The sequence below is a fragment of the Paracoccus sp. FO-3 genome (genome assembly GCF_006386455.1).
GTDB lineage: Bacteria > Pseudomonadota > Alphaproteobacteria > Rhodobacterales > Rhodobacteraceae > Paracoccus > Paracoccus versutus.
In genome coordinates, this window is sequence record NZ_VCBQ01000007.1 from 40,112 (window position 1) to 59,065 (window position 18,954).

Below are 18,954 nucleotides of genomic sequence, written 5' to 3' on the forward strand. Positions count from 1 at the left end.
CCTATCCTCGTCTTTTCGCCGGCGGTGGCCTTGATTGATGGCTGCGGCGGGCGTAACTAGCCGATCAGGAAACAGGAATATCTCGCCATGACCTATGTCGTCACCGAAAACTGCATCATGTGCAAATACACCGACTGCGTCGAGGTGTGCCCCGTGGACTGTTTTTATGAAGGCGAGAACACGCTGGTCATCCATCCCGACGAATGCATCGACTGCGGCGTCTGCGAACCGGAATGCCCGGCCGATGCGATTCGCCCCGATACCGAGCCCGACATGGAGACATGGGTCGAGTTCAATCGCAAATATGCCGAATCCTGGCCGGTGATCACCCGCAAGAAGGATCCGATGCCCGGCTATCAGGAGATGGACGGCATGCCCGGCAAGCTGGAGAAATATTTCTCGGAAGCGCCCGGCGAGGGGGATTGAGACCTCCGGTCCCGTTCGCGGGGCCGATTTCGTTTGAAATGCTAACGACTGTGCCGATCCTGCATCATATGTCGGATTTGACTGTCGCATCGCTTGGCGAGACGGGGCCACAACCGCTAGATCGCATCCGTGGCGAGGGCGTCGATTCGCCCTGGCCATGCATCGGCTCTGTTCGGTGAAGCGTTCCCTGGTATTGAGTCTGAACGATTTTCTTTCGTCAAACGGGGCCGGTGCCGCTTTTCAGGGAACCTTTGAACCGGCGCGATTTTTGTGCTATGGTGCAGCCATCTCGCGCCGGTCGGGCTGCTTTTGTGGCCTGGCCGGCGCTGCTGCCTGTCCTGATCGACTGCCCGGTCAGAAGTGCAAGAACAACAATGTTGGCCCGTAAGGGGGGATTGTCCCGCCTTGGGGGTTTTTGTGCCGCGTGGCGGTGCAACTGCGAAGGATGCCCAATGTCGAAAGCCAAGAAGACCGAATTCCGCCCCGATGACTTTGTCGTCTACCCCACCCATGGCGTGGGCCGCATCGTTTCGATCGAAGAGCAGGAGGTGGCGGGACTGCGCCTCGAAATGTTCGTGATCTCGTTCGAAAAGGACAAGATGACCCTGCGCGTGCCCACCGCCCGCGCGACCGAGATCGGCATGCGCGGCCTCTCGACCCCGGACCTGGTCGAGCGGGCGCTGGACACGCTGAAGGGCAAGGCCCGCGTCAAGCGCGCGATGTGGTCGCGCCGTGCCCAGGAATATGAGCAAAAGATCAACTCGGGCGACCTGATGTCGATCGCCGAGGTGGTGCGCGACCTGCATCGCAACGACGACCAGCGCGAGCAATCCTATTCCGAGCGCCAGCTCTACGAGGCCGCGCTGGACCGCCTGACCCGCGAGGTCGCCGCCGTGTCCGGCATGGACGAGGCCGGCGCGCAGAAGAAGGTCGAAACCGTGCTGACCGCCCGCGCCGCCTGAGGGCAGGCCGTCGGGATGATCGGGGCGCCCGCAGGGGCGCCCTTTTTCATGCCGAGAGGCGGGAAAGCCGCGCTCGGGGGGGCAAAACCCCGTTGGGAAAAGTTGCCCGCGTCGGGCGCGCATCAGGCCGGTCGGGTAAAGTTGCCGGCGTCAGGCGCGCATCAGGCCGAAGACCAGCGAGATCGAAACCAGTGCCAGCCAGACCGAGGCGAGCCGCTGGACGCCTTGCAGCCGCTTTCCGCCGCCGTTTCCCGCCTGCGTCAAGGCCCCGGCGCAGCCCCAGGCCAGGGCCGCGCCCATCACCATCAGGCAGAACATCCCCAGCCGTGTCGCGAAGGCCGGATCCTGCGGCGCGGGAAGCAGGACCAGGCCGAAGATCAGCGCCTTGGGGTTCAGGACGGTGGTCACGTAGATCCGCCGCGCGCCGACCCCGCGGCTTTCGCCCTCATCGCCGGGCGCACGCCACAGCGCCGTCGCCAGGACCATGATCCAGGCGGCCGCCGCCAGTTTCAGCCCGACGGCCAGGGCCGGCACCTGTTCCAGCAGCCCCGCGCCCAGGAAGGCCAGCGGCAGGACGGTCGTCAGATAGCCCGCCAGTTCCGCGGGCAGCAGGCGCGCGACGCTGGCCAGCCCGCGCCGCGCCCCGGCGATCCCCATCAGCGTATTCGTCGGCCCCGGCGCCAGCAGCAGCGCCAGAACCGCCGAAACGAATGCCGTCATGGTCATCGGTCGCGTCCCTTCTCAATCCTGCCTGCGCGCTATCATGGCCTTCCCCTGGATGAATTGATCTGGGTCAGGGGCGCAAGGCAAGGGCCCGGTCACGGCCGCTTTTCGCCGCTGCCGCTACGTGCGAAAGGGGGCGATCCGGCCGGGCCGCCCCTCGCGGCTTTCAGCCCAGGGCGGCCAGGATGCGCGCCCAGCTGCGCGCGCCCCTGGCAAAGCTGTCGAGATCGTATTTCTCGTTCGGGGAATGGATGCGGTCGTCGTCGCGGGCAAAGCCGATCAGCATGGAATCCATGCCCAGGATCTCCTTGAAATCCCCGGCGATGGGGATCGAGCCGCCGGCGCCGATATAGGCCGCCTCGCGCCCCCATTCCTGCGTCAGCGCCGCCTTGGCCGCGGCAAAGGCCGGGTCCGAGATGTCCATGCGGCTGGCCGGGCTGGCGCCATGGCCGTGGAACTCGACCGTGCAATCCTCGGGGACATGGGCGCGGACATGGGCGCGGAAGGTCTCGCGGATGCGGTCGGGATCCTGGGTGCCGGTCAGGCGGAAGCTGACCTTGGCGCGGGCCTCGGCCGGCAGGACGGTCTTGAAGCCCTCGCCGGTATAGCCGCCGGTGATGCCGTTGATCTCGAAGGTGGGGCGGTTCCAGACCATCTCCAGCCCGGTGCGGCCCGTCTCGCCCACCGGATGCTTCAGCCCGACGCGCCCCAGGAACTCGGCCGGGTCGAAGCCGAGCGCGGCCCAGTCGGCGCGCAGTTCCGGGGACAGCTCCTCGACGCCGTCATAGAAGCCGGGCAGGGCGACGCGGCCGCCGGCGTCCTTGACCGTCGCAAGCGCGTTGACGAGGATCTGGACCGGGTTCGCCGCCAGCCCGCCGAAGCTGCCCGAATGCAGGTCGCGGTCAGCGGCGCGGATCACGATCTCCTCGCCGCAAAGCCCGCGCAGCTGGGTGGTGATGGCCGGGCGGCCGTCGGCATAAAGCCCGGTGTCGCAGATCATGGCGATGCCGGCGCGCAATTCCTCGGCATTCTCGCGCAGGAAGGGGCGCAGGCTGGGCGAGCCGGATTCCTCCTCGCCCTCGAACAGCAGCACCAGGTCCGAGGGCAGGCTGCCATGCACCGCCTTCCAGGCGCGGAACGCCTCGACGAAGGTCATCAACTGGCCCTTGTCGTCCGAGGCGCCGCGGCCGCGGATCACCTTGCCCTGCGGCGTGTCCTCGATATGCGGCTCGAAGGGCGGGCGTTCCCACAGCTCCAGCGGATCGACGGGCTGCACGTCGTAATGGCCATAGAACAGCAGCGGCCGCCGCGTCCCCTTCGGCGAATGCGCGACCACCATCGGATGGCCGGGCGTGTCGCGCAGCTCGGCCCGGAAGCCCAGCGAGACCAGCTCGGCGCAAAGCCATTCCGCGGCGCGCCGCACCTCGGCCGCATAGGCCGGGTCGGTCGAGACCGAGGGAATGCGAAGAAATTCCATCAGCCGGTCGAGCGCCTGGGGCAGCCCCGCGTCCAGCGTTGAAAGTACTTCGCCGATTCTGGAATTGTCCGTCATCCTTCGCCTTTCCTGATTGATTTTATCAGAGAAAATGCCTGTCCCCTTGGTATGGGTGCGACATTTTAACGCTGTATTTCCTCTGGCTTGATGCGTATCAAGGTATGACCCGCGGGATCGCAGCATGATCCCCCAAGCAAGCAAGTTCAAGCAAGGCAAGGGATCCGTGATGGACTATTCAGCCGCCCTCGATCAGGCCATCGGCAAGCTGCACGAAGAGGGTCGTTACCGCACCTTCATCGACATCGAGCGTCGCAAGGGGGCCTATCCGCAGGCGGTCTGGACCCGTCCCGACGGGACCGAGACCGAGATCACCGTATGGTGCGGCAACGACTACCTGGGCATGGGCCAGCACCCGGTGGTGCTGGCGGCGATGCACGAGGCGCTGGATGCCACCGGGGCGGGTTCCGGCGGCACGCGCAACATCTCGGGCACCACGGTCTATCACAAGCGGCTCGAGGCGGAACTGGCCGACCTGCACGGGAAAGAGGCCGCGCTGGTCTTTTCCAGCGCCTACACCGCCAATGACGCCACGCTCTCGACCCTGCGCAAGCTGTTTCCCGGCCTCATCATCTATTCCGACGAGCTGAACCACGCCTCGATGATCGAGGGGATCAAGCGGTTCGACGGCGCCAAGCGCATCTTCCGCCACAACGACGTCGCGCATCTGCGCGAGTTGCTGGAGGCCGACGATCCCGAGGCGCCCAAGCTGATCGCCTTCGAATCGATCTATTCCATGGATGGCGATTTCGGCCCCCTCGCGGCGCTCTGCGACCTGGCCGAGGAATTCAACGCCCTGACCTATCTGGACGAGGTCCATGCCGTCGGCATGTATGGCCCCCGCGGCGGCGGCGTGGCCGAGCGCGACGGGCTCAGCCACCGCATCGACATCTTCAACGGCACGCTGGGCAAGGCGTTCGGCGTCTTCGGCGGCTATATCGCCGCCTCGGCCAAGATGGTGGACGCAATCCGCTCCTATGCGCCGGGCTTCATCTTCACCACCTCGCTGCCGCCGGCGGTGGCGGCCGGGGCCGCGGCCTCGATCGCCTTCCTCAAGACGGCGGAAGGGCAGTTGCTGCGCGACCAGCAACAACTGAACGCCCGCATCCTGAAGATGCGGCTGCGCGGGCTCGGCATGCCGATCATGGACCATGGCAGCCATATCGTGCCGGTGCATGTCGGCAACCCGGTGCATTGCAAGGCGCTGTCGGACATGCTGCTGGCCGATTTCGGCATCTATGTGCAGCCGATCAACTTCCCGACCGTGCCGCGCGGCACCGAACGGCTGCGCTTCACGCCCTCGCCGGTGCATGATCCCAAGCAGATCGACCAGCTGGTGAAGGCCATGGACAACCTCTGGTCGCAGTGCAAACTGAACCGTTCAACTTCAGCTGCCTGAGACGGTTTCGGGGTGAAGACCTCTCGCGCCCGTGATAACCTTGCTTTAATCAAGTTGTGAGAGTCTTCCGATTCGCGGGGACGAGCAGCAAAGAATGGGGCAGGCGCAATGATCGGGCTAAGGGGTAATCCCCCGTCCAATGGCCATGAGGAGCCGGCGGCCTTGCCGCCCGGTTTCGACGATCCTGACATTCGTCTCGGTGATCTGATGCGGGGCGAACGGGCCACGCTGGGCAAGTCGCTGCTGGATGTCCAGCGCGAATTGCGCATTCGCGCCTCCTATGTCGCCGCCATCGAGAATTGCGACATTTCCGCCTTCGACACGCCCAGCTTCATCGCGGGCTATGTCCGCTCCTATGCCCGCTATCTCGGCATGGACGCCGACTGGACCTTCCGCCGCTTCTGCCAGGAATCGGGCTTCCAGCCGACGCATGGCATGGCCCCCGCCGCCGCCGGGCCAAAGCCGCAGCGCCGGCCCTCGGACCCGGCCGAGGCGCTGGCCAATCCGCATCCGATCTTCCTGCCCCGGCAGGAAAGCATCTGGAGCTCGATCGAGCCGCGGGCCATCGGCTCGCTGCTGGTCATGGTCGTGCTGGCCTGCGGGCTGGGCTATGGCGGCTGGGCCGTGCTGCAAGAGGTGCAGAAGGTCAACCTGACCCCCGGCGAGCAGGCCCCCGGCGTCATCGCCGCGCTGGACCCGGTGCAGGAGGCGGCCGAGCCCGAGACCGTGGAATCGGCCCAGGTCAATTTGCCGCGCCCCGAGGGGTTGGACCGCACCTATCGCCCGCAGGCGCTGGAGCTGCCGGTGCTGGTCGCCCGCGACGGGCCCATCGCCGCCATCGACCCGCGGCTGGACGTGCCGGCGGCCAAGCCGGAAGGCGCCGCGCCCGCAACCCGCACCGCCGCGGTCCAGGACCGGGTCTATGGCCCGCAGATGCCGCCCGAACAGGCGGCGGTGCGCACCGTCGCCCCCGATGCGCCCGAGATCGAGATCCTGACCGCCCGTCCCGCCTGGGTGCGCGTCACCTCGGCCGACGGCACGGTGCTGCTGGAAAAGACCATGGACGCGGGCGAACGTTTCGCCCTGCCCAAGCTGGAAGCGCCGCCGGTGCTGCGCGCGGGCAATTCCGGCGCGGTCTATTTCGCGGTCAACGGCCGCACCTATGGCCCGGCGGCGCCCGGCGCCAGGGTGGTCAAGAATGTCGAGCTGTCGCCCACGGCGCTGACGGCGCAATATGCCTTTGCCGATCTCAGCAAGGATCCGCAGCTGGCCGAGATGGTCGCGCTGGCATCGGCCGAGCAGCCGGACCAGGCCCCCGCGCAGGATTGACCGGCCGCGGGGTCACGGATGCGGCATCGCGCGCCCGACCGGGGTCGGATGGCTTGCCCGTCCGGCCGCATCGGCCTATTTCTGACGGGTGAATCCGCCTCTGGCGCAGGAAAAGGCCCCAGCCATGTCGCATAATCCGATCCGCCCCTGGCGCAATATCGACCGGCGCAAGTCGCGCCGGATCATGGTCGGCAACGTGCCGGTCGGGGGCGACGCGCCGATCAGCGTGCAGACCATGACCAATACCGACACCTCGGACGTGCGCGCGACGCTGGACCAGATCATCCGCGCCGCCGACGTCGGCGCCGACATCGTCCGCGTCTCGACCCCCGACGAGGCCTCGACCCGCGCCCTGCGCGAGATCTGCCGCGAAAGCCCGGTGCCGATCGTGGCCGACATCCATTTCCACTACCGCCGCGCCATCGAGGCCGCCGAGGCCGGCGCCGCCTGCCTGCGCATCAACCCCGGCAATATCGGCGACGCCGCCCGCGTGCGCGAGGTGATCAAGGCCGCCCGCGACCACGGCTGCTCGATCCGCATCGGCGTGAACGCCGGCAGCCTGGAAAAGCACCTGCTGGAGAAATACGGCGAGCCATGCCCGGATGCGATGGTGGAATCCGGCCTCGACCATATCCGCATCCTGCAGGACAATGATTTCCACGAATTCAAGATCAGCGTGAAGGCATCGGACGTCTTCCTTGCCGCTGCCGCCTATCAGCAGCTGGCCGAGGCGACGGATGCGCCGATCCACCTGGGCATCACCGAGGCGGGCGGGCTGGTCTCCGGCACGGTGAAATCCGCCATCGGCCTGGGCAACCTGTTGTGGATGGGCATCGGCGACACGATCCGGGTCAGCCTGTCCGCCGATCCGGTCGAGGAGGTCAAGGTCGGCTTCGAGGTCCTGAAATCGCTTGGCCTGCGCACCCGCGGCGTGCAGATCATCTCCTGCCCCAGCTGCGCGCGCCAGGGCTTCGACGTCATCAAGACGGTCGAGACCCTGGAAAAGCGCCTCGAACACATCAAGACCCCGATGAGCCTGTCGATCATCGGCTGCGTGGTGAACGGGCCGGGCGAGGCGCTGATGACCGACATCGGCTTCACCGGCGGCGGCGCCGGCTCGGGCATGGTCTATCTGGCCGGCAAGCAGAACCACAAGATGACCAACGCCCAGATGGTCGACCATATCGTCGAGCTGGTCGAGAAACGCGCCGCCGAGATCGAGGCCGCGCAATCCGCCGCCGCCGAATAGCCAAAGGGCGGCCCCATGCGCCGCCCCATGCTTCTTCGTTCCAGAAATACCCATGCCGCCCGCGCAACCCGCCCAGGCGGCGCAGCCTCAGCCCTCGGCCTTGGCCTCGGTGCGCGGGCAATCGCGCCCTCCAGCCCCTGGGTGGGCATGCTGTGCAATCCGCCGCCGAATAGCCAAAGGGCGGCCCCATGCGCCGCCCCGTATTTCTTCGTTCCAGAAATACCCCTGCCGCCCGCGCAACCCGGCCCAGGCGGCGCAGCCTCAGCCCTCGGCCTTGGCCTCGCGCGCACGGGCAATCGCGCCCTCCAGCCCTTCGGTGGGCATGCCGCGCAGCATCTCGCCGCCGATGATGAAGGTGGGGGTGCCCATGATCCGCATCTGCTCGGCCAGCTGGTGGTTCTTGCGCAGCACGGCCGAGACCTCCTCGGTGTTCATCCGGTTCAGCACCGCCTGGCTGTCCAGCTCCAGGTCTCCGGCCAGCTTGGCCAGGCTTTCCAGGTTCACCGGCCCGCGCGATTCCATCAGCGCGTCATGCGCCTTCTTGTAGGCGTCGGGCCCGGCTTCCTGCTGCACCGCGACGGCAAAGCGCGCGGCCATGTCGCTTTCCTGGGTCAGGATCGGGAATTCCTTGACGATCCAGCGGATATTGCCATCGGCCGAGATCAGCTTCTCCACGTCCGGGCTGACCCGCTTGCAGACGCCGCAGCGGTAGTCGACGAACTCGACCAGGGTCACGTCGCCCTCGGGATTGCCGCCGACCCAGCTGTGGCCGTCCTGGAAGATCGCCTCGCGGTTGTTCTCGACCAGCAGCTCGTCGTTGCGGGCCTCGTCGGCAAGCCGGCGTTCCTCCAGCACGTTGATCGATTCGATCAGCACGTCGGGATTGGCCATCAGGTAGTCGCGCACCGCCTCGCCGAAGGCGGCCTTCTCGGCCTCGGTCATGTTCGCGGGGTCGAAGGCCGCGGCGGGCAGGGCGGTGGCAGCCAGCAGCGCTGCGGTCACAAGGGCTTTCATCGGGCAATCCTCTCCAGTTCCCGGCAACTTGACCGCTTGCGCGGGGCGTTGCAAGCGCCCGGCCGGGGCATCACGCGGGCTTGACCGGGCCGGCCGCAGGGCGGATACCCGGCCAAAACCATGAGGCAGGCTGACATGAGACAATCCCGCCGCGGGCAGGTCGATCCCTTCATCGTCATGGATGTGATGGAGGCCGCCCGCAAGGCCGAGGCCCAGGGCCGCCGCATCATCCACATGGAGGTCGGCCAGCCCTCGACCCCGGCGCCCCAAGGCGCGCGCCGGGCGCTGGCGGCGGCGCTGGACCGGCCCTTGGGCTATACGGTCGCGCTTGGCCTGCCGGAACTGCGCCAGGGCATCGCCGGGCTTTACAAGCGCTGGTATGGGCTCGACCTCGACCCGGCGCGGGTGGTGGTGACGCCGGGTTCCTCGGGCGCCTTCATCCTGGCCTTCTCGGCGCTTTTCGACGCGGGCGCGCGGGTGGCGCTCGGCGAGCCGGGCTATCCCAGCTATCGCCAGATCCTGCGCGCCATGTCGCTGGAGCCGGTGGGCATCCCGACGCGGGCCGAGGATCGCTATCAGCCGCGCCCGGGCGACCTGCCGGCGGATGCGCAGGGGCTGATCCTGGCCTCGCCCGGCAACCCGTCGGGCACGGTGCTGCGGCGCGAGGAGCTGGCGGGACTGACCGCGCGCGCGGCAGAGCTGGGCATGAACGTGATCTCGGACGAGATCTATCACGGGCTGGACTATGGCGCGGGCTTCCATTCCGCGCTGGAGGTGACGGACGAGGTCTTCGTCATCAACAGCTTCTCGAAATATTTCAGCATGACCGGCTGGCGCGTGGGCTGGATGGTGGTGCCCGACGGCATGATCCGCACCGTCGAGCGGATCGCGCAGAACATGTTCATCTGCCCGCCCCATGCCAGCCAGGTCGCGGCGTTGGCGGCGCTGGATTGCGTCGATGAGGCCGAGGCGAACCTGGCCGTCTATGCCGAGAACCGCCGGCTGATGCTGGAGCGGCTGCCCAGGATCGGATTTTCGCGCATCGCGCCGCCCGAGGGCGCCTTCTACATCTATGCCGACGTGTCGGAGCTGACGACGGACAGCCTGGCCTTCGCCGCGGAAATCCTGGAAAAGGCCGGGGTGGCGGTGACGCCGGGCCTGGACTTCGACCCCCATCGCGGCGCGCAGACCCTGCGTTTCAGCTATGCCGCGGGGGCAGCCGAGATCGCCGAGGGGCTCGACCGTCTGGCGGCCTTCATGGCGGCGCGATGAGATGGCTTTGCGCCATCCTGCTGGTCTGGCTTGCCTGGCCCGCGCTGGCCGATGACGGCGCGCGCCCGGCCGTGGCGACGGTCGATCTGGCGCAATCCTCGTTGGTGGCCGAGGGGCGCGACCGCGGCAAGCCGCGGCCGATGGAGCTGCGGCTGACGATCAGCCGGCCGGTGCCCTATCGGGTCTATTTCCTGGACGGGCCGCCGCGGCTGGTGGTGGATTTCCGCGAGATCGACTTTTCCGGCGCCGATGCCGAGGCGCTGCCGGGGCGCGAACTGGTGCCGGCGCTGCGCTGGGGGCGCTTTCGCCCCGGCTGGTCGCGGCTGGTGATGGAACTGCCCGGCCCCTATGCGCTGCGGCTGGCGGTGCAAAGCCCGGCCGAGGGCGACGCCCAGGGGGCGCTGGTCAAGCTGCGCATGGAGCCGGTGAAGCCCGAGGATTTCGTCACCCGCGGCAATGCGCTTTCGGCGCTGTGGGACTTGCCGCAGCCGGCGGCCGTGGCGCCGCTGCCGCCGCGCCGCGCCGGCACCCGGCCCCTGCGCGTGGCGCTGGACCCCGGCCATGGCGGCCACGACCCCGGCGCCCAGGTCGGCGCGATCAGCGAGGCGGCGCTGATGCTGGGCTTTGCCCGCGAACTGACCGAGATCCTGAACCGCGCCGGTTTCGAGGTCATCGCCACCCGCAAGGACGACAGCTTCATCCCGCTTGAGCGGCGCATGACCATTGCCCGCGCCGAGCAGGCGGACCTGTTCATCTCGCTCCATGCCGATGCGCTGCCGGCGGGCGAGGCGGCGGGGCTGTCGATCTATGTCTGGAACCCGCAGGCCGACGACCGCGCCACGCGCGAACTGGCCATGCGCCACGACCGCGCCGACCTGCTGGCCGGGCTGGACCTGTCGGGGACCGACGACCAGCTGGCCGACGTGCTGATGGACCTGGCGCGGACCGAGACGCATCCGCGCTCGGAAGCCTTCGCCAAGTTCGCGGTGTCCGAGCTGAACCGGGCGGGCATCGCCATGCACCGCAGGCCGGTGCGCGGCGCGGCGTTTTCGGTGCTGAAATCGCCCGACATCCCCTCGGTCCTGGTCGAGCTGGGCTTCCTGACCGATCCGGGCGACCGCGCCAACCTGTTCGACCCCGAGTGGCGCGCGCAGACCGCGCAGGCGCTGGCCCAGGCCATCAGGCTTTGGGCGCAGGACGATGCCGCCCGCGCCGCCCTGCTGCGCAAGTAGCGCAAGGTTGCTTTGACGGGCGCGGCCTCGCTGTCTATAGAGGCGCAGGTTATCCCCAGAGGCTTGCCCATTGCTGCGCTTCCTGCTGTCCTTCATCGGTGCGATCTTTTCCTGGCTCGTGACCGCGGTCTTCTTCATCGCCCTGACCGTGGGCGCGGTGTTCTGGATGTATTCGCGCGACCTGCCCAGCCATGAGCAGCTGGCGCAATACGCGCCCAAGACCATCAGCCGGATCTATTCCGCAGAAGGGCGGCTGATCGACGAATTCGCCGAGGAACGCCGCATCTTCGTGCCCATCGACGAGATCCCGCCCCTGGTGAAGCAGGCCTTCATCAGCGCCGAGGACAAGCATTTCTACAGCCATCACGGCTTCGACCCGATGGGCATGGGCAAGGCGGCGCTGGATGCGATCAGCTCGGGCGGGCGCAACCTGCGCGGCGCCTCGACCATCACCCAGCAGGTGATGAAGAACTTCCTGCTGTCCAGCGACCGCAGCGTCGAGCGCAAGATCAAGGAGCTGATCCTGGCCACCCGGCTGGAATCGACGCTTAGCAAGGACCAGATCCTCGAGCTTTACCTCAACGAGATCTTCCTGGGACAGAACAGCTTCGGCGTGGCCGCGGCGGCGCAAAGCTATTTCAACAAGCCGCTGACCGAGCTTGCGCCGCATGAGGCGGCGACCCTGGCCGCCATGCCCAAGGCGCCGGGCCGCTATCACCCCGTCCGCGCCCGTGAGGCGCTGACCGAACGGCGCGACTATGTCCTGCGCGAGATGTGGCAGAACGGCTATATCGACCAGGCCACCTACGAGGCCGAGGCCAGGCAGCCGCTGCGCTCGGTCCAGAACGGCGATTTCCCCGCCTTCCAGCAGCAATTGCCGCCGCGCGACTATTTCACCGACGAGATCCGCCGCCAGCTTTCGGCGCAATTCGGCGCCGAGGAGTTCTTCGGCGGCGGGCTGGCGATCCGGGCGACCATCGACCCCAAGCTGCAACAGGTCGCCGCCCATGCGCTGCAGCAGGCGCTCGAGAAATACGACCGCGGCCGCGGCGTCTGGCGCGGCACCCGCGTCAGGATCCCGGCCGAGCAGCTGGGCGACGAGCAGGCATGGCGCGCGGCGCTGTCCGATGCCGATGTGCCCCGCGACATCGAGGGCTGGTTTCCGGCCGTGGTGCTGGCGCTGGGGGACAGCGAGGCCACCATCGGCATCGAGGGGATCGAGGGCACCGCCCAGATCCCGGCCAAGGACGTGCAATGGGCAAGGAAGCGGCTGGCCGACGGCACGCTGGCGCCCAAGGCCAAGGTGGCTTCGGACCTGCTGGAACTGGGCGACGTGGTGCTGGTGCGGCGCATGACCAGCGACAGCGACGGCAGCTTCATCCGCTGGACCCTGCGCCAGGTGCCCGAGGTGCAGGGCGGCTTCATGGCCATGGACGTGAACACCGGCCGCGTCATCGCCATGCAGGGCGGCTTTTCCTATCAAAGCTCGGTTTTCAACCGCGCCACCCAGGCGCAGCGCCAGCCGGGCTCCAGCTTCAAGCCCTTCGTCTATGCGGCGGCGCTGGATTCGGGCTTCAACCCCGCGACCATCGTCGTGGACGAGCCGATCACCGTGAACACGCCGCAGGGGCTGTGGACGCCCAAGAACGCCAGCGGCAAGTTCTATGGCCCGACGCCGATGCGCACCGGGATCGAGCAGTCCAGGAACCTGATGACCATCCGCATCGCCCAGGGCATCGGCATGGACACGGTGGCGAAATATGCCGAGAAATTCGGGGTCTACGACCATCTCGGCCATTTCCTCGCCAATTCGCTGGGCGCGCAGGAAACGACGCTGTTCAAGATGGTCGCCGCATATGCCATGTTCGCCAATGGCGGCGAGCGGGTGGAACCCACGCTGGTCGACCGCGTGCAGGACCGCCGCGGCCGCACCATCTATCGCCACGACCGCCGCGACTGCGTGACCTGCGGCCAGCCGACCCTGCCCGCCGGCGCCGCGCCCGAGATCCGCTCGAACCGCGAACGGGTGATGGACGCGATCACCGCCTACCAGCTGACCTCGATGCTCGAGGGCGTGGTCAAGCGCGGCTCGGGCCGCGGGGTCAGCCTGCCGGTGCCCGTGGCCGGCAAGACCGGCACCACCAACGATGCCAAGGACGTGTGGTTCATCGGCTTCACCTCGAACATCGTCGCCGGCTGCTATCTGGGCTACGACCAGCCGCGCACGCTGGGCGCCAACGCCTATGGCGGGACGCTTTGCGTGCCGGTCTTCAACGAATTCATGCAAGAGGCGGTCAAGGAATTCGGCGGCACCGCCTTCAAGGTTCCGCCGGGCGGGCATTTCGTCAACATCGACCGCTTCAGCGGCGCGATCCTGGGCCCGGATGCCAAGGGCGACAACGTCATCGCCGAATATTTCCGCGACGGCCAGGATCTGACCGGGCTGATGCTGGTCGACGGCGGCTTCGGCCGTGCCGATCCGGGCACCTTGCCCTTGTTCACCGAGGCGCGCGACGGCGGGCAGGCGGTGACGACCTCGACCGGCAAGAAGAAGGTGATCCCGAAGAAGGCCGATTTCGGCACTCTGTCCTCGGGCGGGCTGTATTGAGGGCTGGCGCTTGCCGCCGCCCGCCGCCCGCGTTATTTGTCCTGCCCTGACCGAAATCCGAACCCAGAGAGTGCCCATGCGCGCCGAAACCCAAGCCACCATCGAGGCGATCCGCAAATCGCTGAAACTGCTCGGCCAGCGCATGGACTGGGAAACCGCGCCGCACCGGCTGGAAGAGCTGAACGCCATGATCGAGGCCGGCGACATCTGGTCCGACCCGGCCCGCGCCCAGAAGCTGATGCGCGACCGGCAGATGCTGTCGGATGCGGTCGAGACCTATCGCCGCATCGACACCGAGCTCAAGGACAATGCCGAGCTGATCGAGCTGGGCGAGGCCGAGGGCGATGCCGAGATCGTCGCCGATGCCGAGGGCGCGCTGAAATCCCTGGCGGAACTGGCCGCGCAGAAGGAGCTGGAGGCGCTTCTGAACGGCGAGGCCGACGGCAACGACACCTTCCTCGAGATCAATGCCGGGGCCGGCGGCACGGAAAGCGCCGACTGGGCCAGCATGCTCGCGCGGATGTATGTCCGCTGGGCCGAGAAGAAAGGCTACAATGTCGAGCTTCTGTCCGAAACGCCGGGCGAAGAGGCGGGGATCCGTTCCGCCGCCTACAAGATTTCCGGGCCGAACGCCTATGGCTGGCTGAAGTCGGAATCGGGCGTGCATCGACTGGTGCGCATCTCGCCCTATGATTCGGCGGCGCGGCGGCATACCTCGTTTTCCTCGGTCTGGGTCTATCCGGTGGTGGATGACAATATCGAGATCACCATCCCCGACAACGAGATCAGGATCGACACCTACCGCTCGTCGGGCGCCGGCGGGCAGCATGTCAACACCACCGATTCGGCGGTGCGCATCACCCACCTGCCGACGGGAATCGTCGTGACCAGCTCGGAGAAATCGCAGCACCAGAACCGCGCCAACGCCATGGCGGCGCTGAAGGCGCGGCTTTATCAGCTGGAGCTGGACAAGCGCAACGCCGCGATCAACGCCCAGCACGAGGCCAAGGGCGATGCCGGCTGGGGCAACCAGATCCGCTCCTATGTGCTGCATCCCTACCAGATGGTGAAGGATCTGCGCACCGGGCACGAGACCTCGGATACGCAAGGGGTGCTGGACGGCGACCTGGACGCCTTCATGGCCGCGACGCTGGCGCTGGACGTGGCCGGCAAGTCGCGGGCCGAGGCGCAGGCCGAGGACTGATCCGCCGCGCCCGTGGCGCGGTCGCGCGAGCATCTGGAAAACGGTGAAGCAGGCGCGGCGCGGGCGCGGGGCATTGCGCGAGTGTTTTCTCTGTTCCTCAAATACCCATGCATGGGCGACGTTGGCACGGCGGCATGGGTATTTGAGGAACGAAGAAGCGTGCAGGCCGGGCGTGGGTTCCGGGGTTTTGTGTCGCGCGGTGCCGGGTTAGCCTGTGACGCGGATGGCAGCGGACGGGGGCGGCATGGCGGTCAAGCGGATCAACCTGGCCTTGCAGGGCGGCGGCGCGCATGGCGCCTTTGCCTGGGGGGTGCTGGACCGGCTGCTGGACGAGCCGGACATCGAGATTCGCGGCATCAGCGGCACCTCGGCCGGGGCGCTCAACGGGGCGGCGCTGGCGGCCGGCCTGTCCTGCGGGCCGGGCCGGCGCGGGCGCGAGGCGGCGCGGCAGAACCTGGCGCATATCTGGTCGCAGGTCGGGCAGGTCAGCGACAATTCCGTGGTGCGCTGGCTGCATTCCATGTTCCCGGTGCCGCGCGCCTGGCAGCGGCTGACCGAACTGTTTTCCCCCGTGGCCTGGCTGGGATCGCTGACGCGGGTGTTCAGCCCCTATGATTCGGGGCCGTTCTATACCAACCCGCTGGCCGCCATCCTGCGCGAGATGCCGCATCCCCGGCTGGGCCGCGAGGAGGGGCCGGTGCTTTTCGTCACCGCGACCAATGTGCGCACCGGGCTGGTGCGGATCTTTGGCGGGGCCGAGGTGACGGTCGATACGGTGCTGGCCTCGGCCTGCCTGCCCGAGCTGTTCCGCGCCGTCGAGATCGACGACCCGCTGACCGGCCGGCGCGAGGCCTATTGGGACGGCGGCTATTCCGGCAATCCGGCGCTGTTCCCGCTGTATCGCCCGGACCTGCCCCGCGACATCGTCATCGTCAACATCAACCCGATGCTGCGCGAGGCGATCCCCAAGACCCCGGCCGCGATCCAGGACCGGGTGAACGAGATCAGCTTCAACGCGGCGCTCCTGGCCGAACTGCGCGCGATCAATTTCGTCAAGCGGCTGCATGCCGAGGAGCGGCTGACCGGCCGGCCGATGAAGAACGTGCTGCTGCATGCGATCATGGACGAGGATCTGATGAATTCGCTGAGCGCCCGGACCAAGCTGCTGCCGAATCCCGGCCTGTTGCAGCGCATGCATGATGCGGGGGTCGAGGCGGCCGAGCGATTCCTGGAGAAGGATGCCGGCAATATCGGCGAGCGCGATTCCTACGACCTGTCCCAGCTTTTCGGCCGCAGATAGCTTGGGCCCTGTCCGGCCGCATCCGGGCAGGGGGCCTTGGCGATCCGCGGGAAGCTGGGTGAGAGGCTGGACAGCGACCCAAGCGGGGCTCGTTACGGCTGCTTCCTTCCGGACCTGACCGGGTTGGCGAGGCGCCTGCCCGCGCCAACCTCTCGCCGCCTAGATAGGCGCGCGCGCGGCGGGATGCAAGCGGCTTGGCCGCTTACAGATGCAGGCGCAGGCGCAGGAAGCCGTCGGGGGCGATTCCGGCCGGCTCGACCGGCGTGGAAAGCCCGTCCAGGTGCCCCGCGGCGGCCGGCCCGGTCTTGAACAGGACCGACGTGCCGGGCAGGGGGCGAAAGCTCCAGCCCGCGCGGGGATTGGGGGCCAGCACCCGGCGCTGCGCCACATAGCGGCGCAGCACCTCGCGGGTGGGGGAGGAGCCGTCCAGCAGCACCGGTCGCCCCGCCGCCACCGAGGCGAAGAGCCCGCTGTCCGACAGCCGGTAGCTGTTCGTCACCAGGATGAAGGGCTGGTCCGGCGCGACCGGGCGCATGCGGTGGGTCAGCGCGCAGATGCGGTGCGAATCGGGATGGGCCAGCCGTCCGTCGGGCGCGTAGCGCGGCGGGCGGCTCAGGTCGATCTGCCAGCCCAGCCCGTCGATGATGTCGAAATTGTAGCTGGGAAACTCGGGGTCGATCAGCGGCTGGTCCGGCTTGCCCGGCTCGATGCGCAGGAACATGCTGGCCGAGCGCTCCAGCCATTCGCGCAGCTCGGCCCCGGTCAGGCGGATGGCGCAGATCCGGTTCGGGAACAGGTAGAGATCGGCGATGTTGCGCAGCGTCAGCCGCCCGGCCGGGACGTCGGTGTAATGCTGCGGCCCGCCGCGGCCGCCGGCGCGAAACGGCGCAACCGCCGACAGGATCGGCAGGTCCTGCCAGCGCGTGCCGCGCAGGGCGCGCCGCACGTGCCAGCGCTGCGCCATGGCCACCAACCGCAGGCCGGGATCCTCGCCGATCAGCGAGAAATAGCTGCTCAGCGGCCGTTCGGTGCGGCCGATGCGGCGGCTGAAATGCCGCAGGGTCTGGCGATGGGCGGAAAGGGCGGGGCCGGTGACGGCGGGATGGTCCTCTTCGGCGCCGACCGGCTCGGCGCGGCAGGTGAAGTCGGCGATGCGCCAGCCCTGGGCCAGGGGTTCCAGCCGCAGGTCGATCACCCCCAGATGCGAGCCCCAGAAGCCGGGCATGACCGCGGGCTTGCCGGCCAGCGTGCCGCGGCGGGCGTCGATTCCCGGCCCCTGCGGATGGTCGGCCGAGGGAAACACCCGATGCGTATGGCCCGCGATCACCACGTCGATGCCGGGCAGGGCGGCCAGCGCGGTGGCCGCGTTCTCCATCATCGGCGCCGGGGAGAGCGCGCCGATGCCGCTATGGGCCAGCGCCACGATCAGGTCCGCGCCCTGTTCGCGCAGGGCCGCGATGCCGGTGCGGGCGGCCAGCAGGATGTCCTGGACCGCGATCTCGGCTTTCAGCCCGTGTTCCCATTCCACGGTCTGCGGCGGCAGAAAGCCCAGCACGCCGATGCGCAGCGCATGCGGCCGGCCCTGGTCGTCGCGGAACTGCCGCGTCAGCAGGACATGGGTCTGCACCGGCAGCGGGCGCAGCGGGCGCAGGTTGGTCGAGACGACGGGAAACTCGGCGCCCTCGAGTGTGCGGCGCAGAAAGCCCAGGCCGAAGCTGAAGTCATGATTGCCGATGGTCGCCGCGTCATAGCCAAGCGCGTTCATTGCCGCGATGGCCGGATGCGGCTGGCGGGTGCCGATGTCGTCCATCTCGGCCAGGTAGTCGCCCATCGGGCTGCCCTGCAGCCCGTCGCCATTGTCGAACAGCAGGCAATTGCGCGCCGTCTGGCGTGCGCGGGCGATCAGCGCCGCCGCCCGCGACAGCCCCAGCCGCCCCGAGGGGCGATCGGCGAAATAGTCATAACCCAGCATATGCATGTGCAGGTCGGTCGTCGCCAAGACGCGAACTGCCATGGACTTGGCGCCAAAATGCGGCTTGGTGATGGGGCCTATGCAAGTCATGCCGCATGAATGCAGACTATTCGCTCATAATGCAACTGTAGATTGCATTTCACGCCTGCGGCTGATCAGCGCTCGCAGGCGGCGGCTTGCATGCCCCGGCGCAACATGGGATGAACCGCGGCGGCGCGTTGTTTCTTTGATTTGACTGGATCAGCCATGAAGTTTTCGACCCGAAGGGACGTCGATCTGGCCGCGGAGGCCTTGTTCCGTGCGGCCAGAAATTTTCACGCCATTGAGCGGATGCTGGTGCGGCGCGGCGCCACGGTGCGCCGTCTGGACGACCTGGCCGCCCCTGGGGTCGGGATGCGCTGGCTGATCGGCTTCGACTGGCGCGGGCGCCATCGCGAAGTGACGGCCGAGGTGGCGCGGCTGGACGCGCCCGAGGCGATGGTCATCAACGCCACCTCCGACCAGCTTGACCTGGTCATCCGCATGACCGTGGTCGCGCTGACCCGGACGAAATCGCGGCTGATCTTCGAGACCGAGGCGCGCCCGCGCAGCATGAAGGCGCGGCTGATGCTGCAGACCGCCAAGCTGGGCAAGGCGCAGCTGGATCGCAAGTTCGCCCGGCGGATCGGCGAGTTCATCGCCGACCTGGCCGCGGGCGCGCAGGCTGCCTGAC

15 protein-coding genes and 1 other RNA gene are annotated in these 18,954 nt (G+C 68.0%); 11 read left to right on the forward strand and 5 right to left on the reverse strand.

The genetic code is table 11. The annotated features are described in order from the left end of the window. The first annotated feature begins 87 nt into the window (after nucleotides 1-87). Nucleotides 88-426, forward strand: coding sequence for a ferredoxin FdxA (fdxA, locus tag FE811_RS03115; RefSeq protein WP_024845187.1), 339 nt, complete (start codon nucleotides 88-90; stop codon nucleotides 424-426). A 452-nt stretch (nucleotides 427-878) separates the two neighbouring features. Next, on the forward strand, nucleotides 879-1,388 hold the full coding sequence (locus tag FE811_RS03120; protein WP_036749634.1) for a CarD family transcriptional regulator: 510 nt from the start codon (nucleotides 879-881) through the stop codon (nucleotides 1,386-1,388). A 150-nt stretch (nucleotides 1,389-1,538) separates the two neighbouring features. On the opposite strand, the gene FE811_RS03125 is transcribed toward FE811_RS03120, so the two are convergent. Next, nucleotides 1,539-2,114 (reverse strand): LysE family translocator, encoded by a 576-nt coding sequence (locus FE811_RS03125; RefSeq protein WP_072460741.1) that lies wholly within the window; start codon nucleotides 2,112-2,114, stop codon nucleotides 1,539-1,541. A 163-nt stretch (nucleotides 2,115-2,277) separates the two neighbouring features. Next, a complete protein-coding gene (locus tag FE811_RS03130; RefSeq protein ID WP_072460740.1) occupies nucleotides 2,278-3,663 on the reverse strand; it encodes a dipeptidase in 1,386 nt (461 codons plus the stop codon). Between the two features lie 169 nt (nucleotides 3,664-3,832). Between FE811_RS03130 and hemA the strand changes: the two genes are divergently transcribed. The 3 genes from hemA to ispG all read left to right on the forward strand — a co-directional run bounded on the left by hemA (nucleotide 3,833) and on the right by ispG (nucleotide 7,640). After that, a complete protein-coding gene (hemA, locus tag FE811_RS03135) occupies nucleotides 3,833-5,062 on the forward strand; it encodes a 5-aminolevulinate synthase (protein ID WP_036749768.1) in 1,230 nt (409 codons plus the stop codon). Between the two features lie 108 nt (nucleotides 5,063-5,170). Continuing rightward, nucleotides 5,171-6,391, forward strand: a complete 1,221-nt coding sequence (locus FE811_RS03140) for a helix-turn-helix domain-containing protein (protein ID WP_036749643.1) — start codon at nucleotides 5,171-5,173, stop codon at nucleotides 6,389-6,391. Nucleotides 6,392-6,515: 124 nt separating this feature from the next. Then, a complete protein-coding gene (ispG, locus tag FE811_RS03145; protein WP_036749646.1) occupies nucleotides 6,516-7,640 on the forward strand; it encodes a flavodoxin-dependent (E)-4-hydroxy-3-methylbut-2-enyl-diphosphate synthase in 1,125 nt (374 codons plus the stop codon). A 261-nt stretch (nucleotides 7,641-7,901) separates the two neighbouring features. Here ispG and FE811_RS03150 read toward each other — a convergent pair whose 3' ends face one another. Continuing rightward, nucleotides 7,902-8,654 (reverse strand): DsbA family protein, encoded by a 753-nt coding sequence (locus tag FE811_RS03150; protein ID WP_072460739.1) that lies wholly within the window; start codon nucleotides 8,652-8,654, stop codon nucleotides 7,902-7,904. A 135-nt stretch (nucleotides 8,655-8,789) separates the two neighbouring features. Here FE811_RS03150 and FE811_RS03155 point away from each other — a divergent pair, with 135 nt between their 5' ends. The 5 genes from FE811_RS03155 (at nucleotide 8,790) to FE811_RS03175 (ending at nucleotide 16,270) form a co-directional block, all read left to right on the forward strand. After that, nucleotides 8,790-9,926 carry a pyridoxal phosphate-dependent aminotransferase gene (locus FE811_RS03155; RefSeq protein ID WP_116221053.1) on the forward strand — a complete coding sequence of 379 codons (1,137 nt, stop codon included), beginning with the start codon at nucleotides 8,790-8,792 and terminating at the stop codon, nucleotides 9,924-9,926. Continuing rightward, the gene (locus FE811_RS03160; RefSeq protein WP_116221052.1) at nucleotides 9,923-11,158 is read left to right on the forward strand and encodes an N-acetylmuramoyl-L-alanine amidase; all 1,236 of its coding nucleotides are present in this window, start codon (nucleotides 9,923-9,925) and stop codon (nucleotides 11,156-11,158) included. The genes FE811_RS03155 and FE811_RS03160 overlap by 4 nt, the downstream gene beginning before the upstream one ends. A 70-nt stretch (nucleotides 11,159-11,228) precedes the next feature. Next, nucleotides 11,229-13,766: a penicillin-binding protein 1A gene (locus FE811_RS03165; protein ID WP_116221051.1), complete on the forward strand. Its 2,538-nt coding sequence runs from the start codon at nucleotides 11,229-11,231 to the stop codon at nucleotides 13,764-13,766. 76 nt (nucleotides 13,767-13,842) lie between these two features. Further along, nucleotides 13,843-14,970 carry a peptide chain release factor 2 gene (gene prfB / locus FE811_RS03170; protein WP_024845198.1) on the forward strand — a complete coding sequence of 376 codons (1,128 nt, stop codon included), beginning with the start codon at nucleotides 13,843-13,845 and terminating at the stop codon, nucleotides 14,968-14,970. 244 nt (nucleotides 14,971-15,214) lie between these two features. Further along, complete coding sequence (locus FE811_RS03175; protein WP_036749771.1) at nucleotides 15,215-16,270, forward strand: patatin-like phospholipase family protein; 1,056 nt, start codon at nucleotides 15,215-15,217, stop codon at nucleotides 16,268-16,270. Nucleotides 16,271-16,327: 57 nt separating this feature from the next. Here FE811_RS03175 and ffs read toward each other — a convergent pair. Both ffs and FE811_RS03185 read right to left on the reverse strand, forming a co-directional pair. Next, nucleotides 16,328-16,424: signal recognition particle sRNA small type (gene ffs / locus FE811_RS03180), an RNA gene on the reverse strand. 48 nt (nucleotides 16,425-16,472) lie between these two features. Next, nucleotides 16,473-18,284 (reverse strand): bifunctional 2',3'-cyclic-nucleotide 2'-phosphodiesterase/3'-nucleotidase, encoded by a 1,812-nt coding sequence (locus FE811_RS03185; RefSeq protein WP_244294948.1) that lies wholly within the window; start codon nucleotides 18,282-18,284, stop codon nucleotides 16,473-16,475. 204 nt (nucleotides 18,285-18,488) lie between these two features. Here FE811_RS03185 and FE811_RS03190 point away from each other — a divergent pair, with 204 nt between their 5' ends. After that, a complete protein-coding gene (locus FE811_RS03190) occupies nucleotides 18,489-18,953 on the forward strand; it encodes a hypothetical protein (protein ID WP_116221049.1) in 465 nt (154 codons plus the stop codon). Nucleotide 18,954 lies beyond the last annotated feature (1 nt).

Bases quoted from the DNA above. Each gene is read 5' to 3' on its own strand.
- ispG (WP_036749646.1), top strand. From the start codon at position 6,516: ATGTCGCATAATCCGATCCGCCCCTGGCGCAATATCGACCGGCGCAAG.
- FE811_RS03120 (WP_036749634.1), top strand. From the start codon at position 879: ATGTCGAAAGCCAAGAAGACCGAATTCCGCCCCGATGACTTTGTCGTC.
- FE811_RS03160 (WP_116221052.1), top strand. From the start codon at position 9,923: ATGAGATGGCTTTGCGCCATCCTGCTGGTCTGGCTTGCCTGGCCCGCG.
- FE811_RS03130 (WP_072460740.1), bottom strand. From the start codon at position 3,663: ATGACGGACAATTCCAGAATCGGCGAAGTACTTTCAACGCTGGACGCG.
- prfB (WP_024845198.1), top strand. From the start codon at position 13,843: ATGCGCGCCGAAACCCAAGCCACCATCGAGGCGATCCGCAAATCGCTG.
- FE811_RS03140 (WP_036749643.1), top strand. From the start codon at position 5,171: ATGATCGGGCTAAGGGGTAATCCCCCGTCCAATGGCCATGAGGAGCCG.
- fdxA (WP_024845187.1), top strand. From the start codon at position 88: ATGACCTATGTCGTCACCGAAAACTGCATCATGTGCAAATACACCGAC.
- FE811_RS03175 (WP_036749771.1), top strand. From the start codon at position 15,215: ATGGCGGTCAAGCGGATCAACCTGGCCTTGCAGGGCGGCGGCGCGCAT.
- FE811_RS03125 (WP_072460741.1), bottom strand. From the start codon at position 2,114: ATGACCATGACGGCATTCGTTTCGGCGGTTCTGGCGCTGCTGCTGGCG.
- FE811_RS03190 (WP_116221049.1), top strand. From the start codon at position 18,489: ATGAAGTTTTCGACCCGAAGGGACGTCGATCTGGCCGCGGAGGCCTTG.
- FE811_RS03150 (WP_072460739.1), bottom strand. From the start codon at position 8,654: ATGAAAGCCCTTGTGACCGCAGCGCTGCTGGCTGCCACCGCCCTGCCC.
- FE811_RS03185 (WP_244294948.1), bottom strand. From the start codon at position 18,284: ATGGCAGTTCGCGTCTTGGCGACGACCGACCTGCACATGCATATGCTG.
- FE811_RS03155 (WP_116221053.1), top strand. From the start codon at position 8,790: ATGAGACAATCCCGCCGCGGGCAGGTCGATCCCTTCATCGTCATGGAT.
- hemA (WP_036749768.1), top strand. From the start codon at position 3,833: ATGGACTATTCAGCCGCCCTCGATCAGGCCATCGGCAAGCTGCACGAA.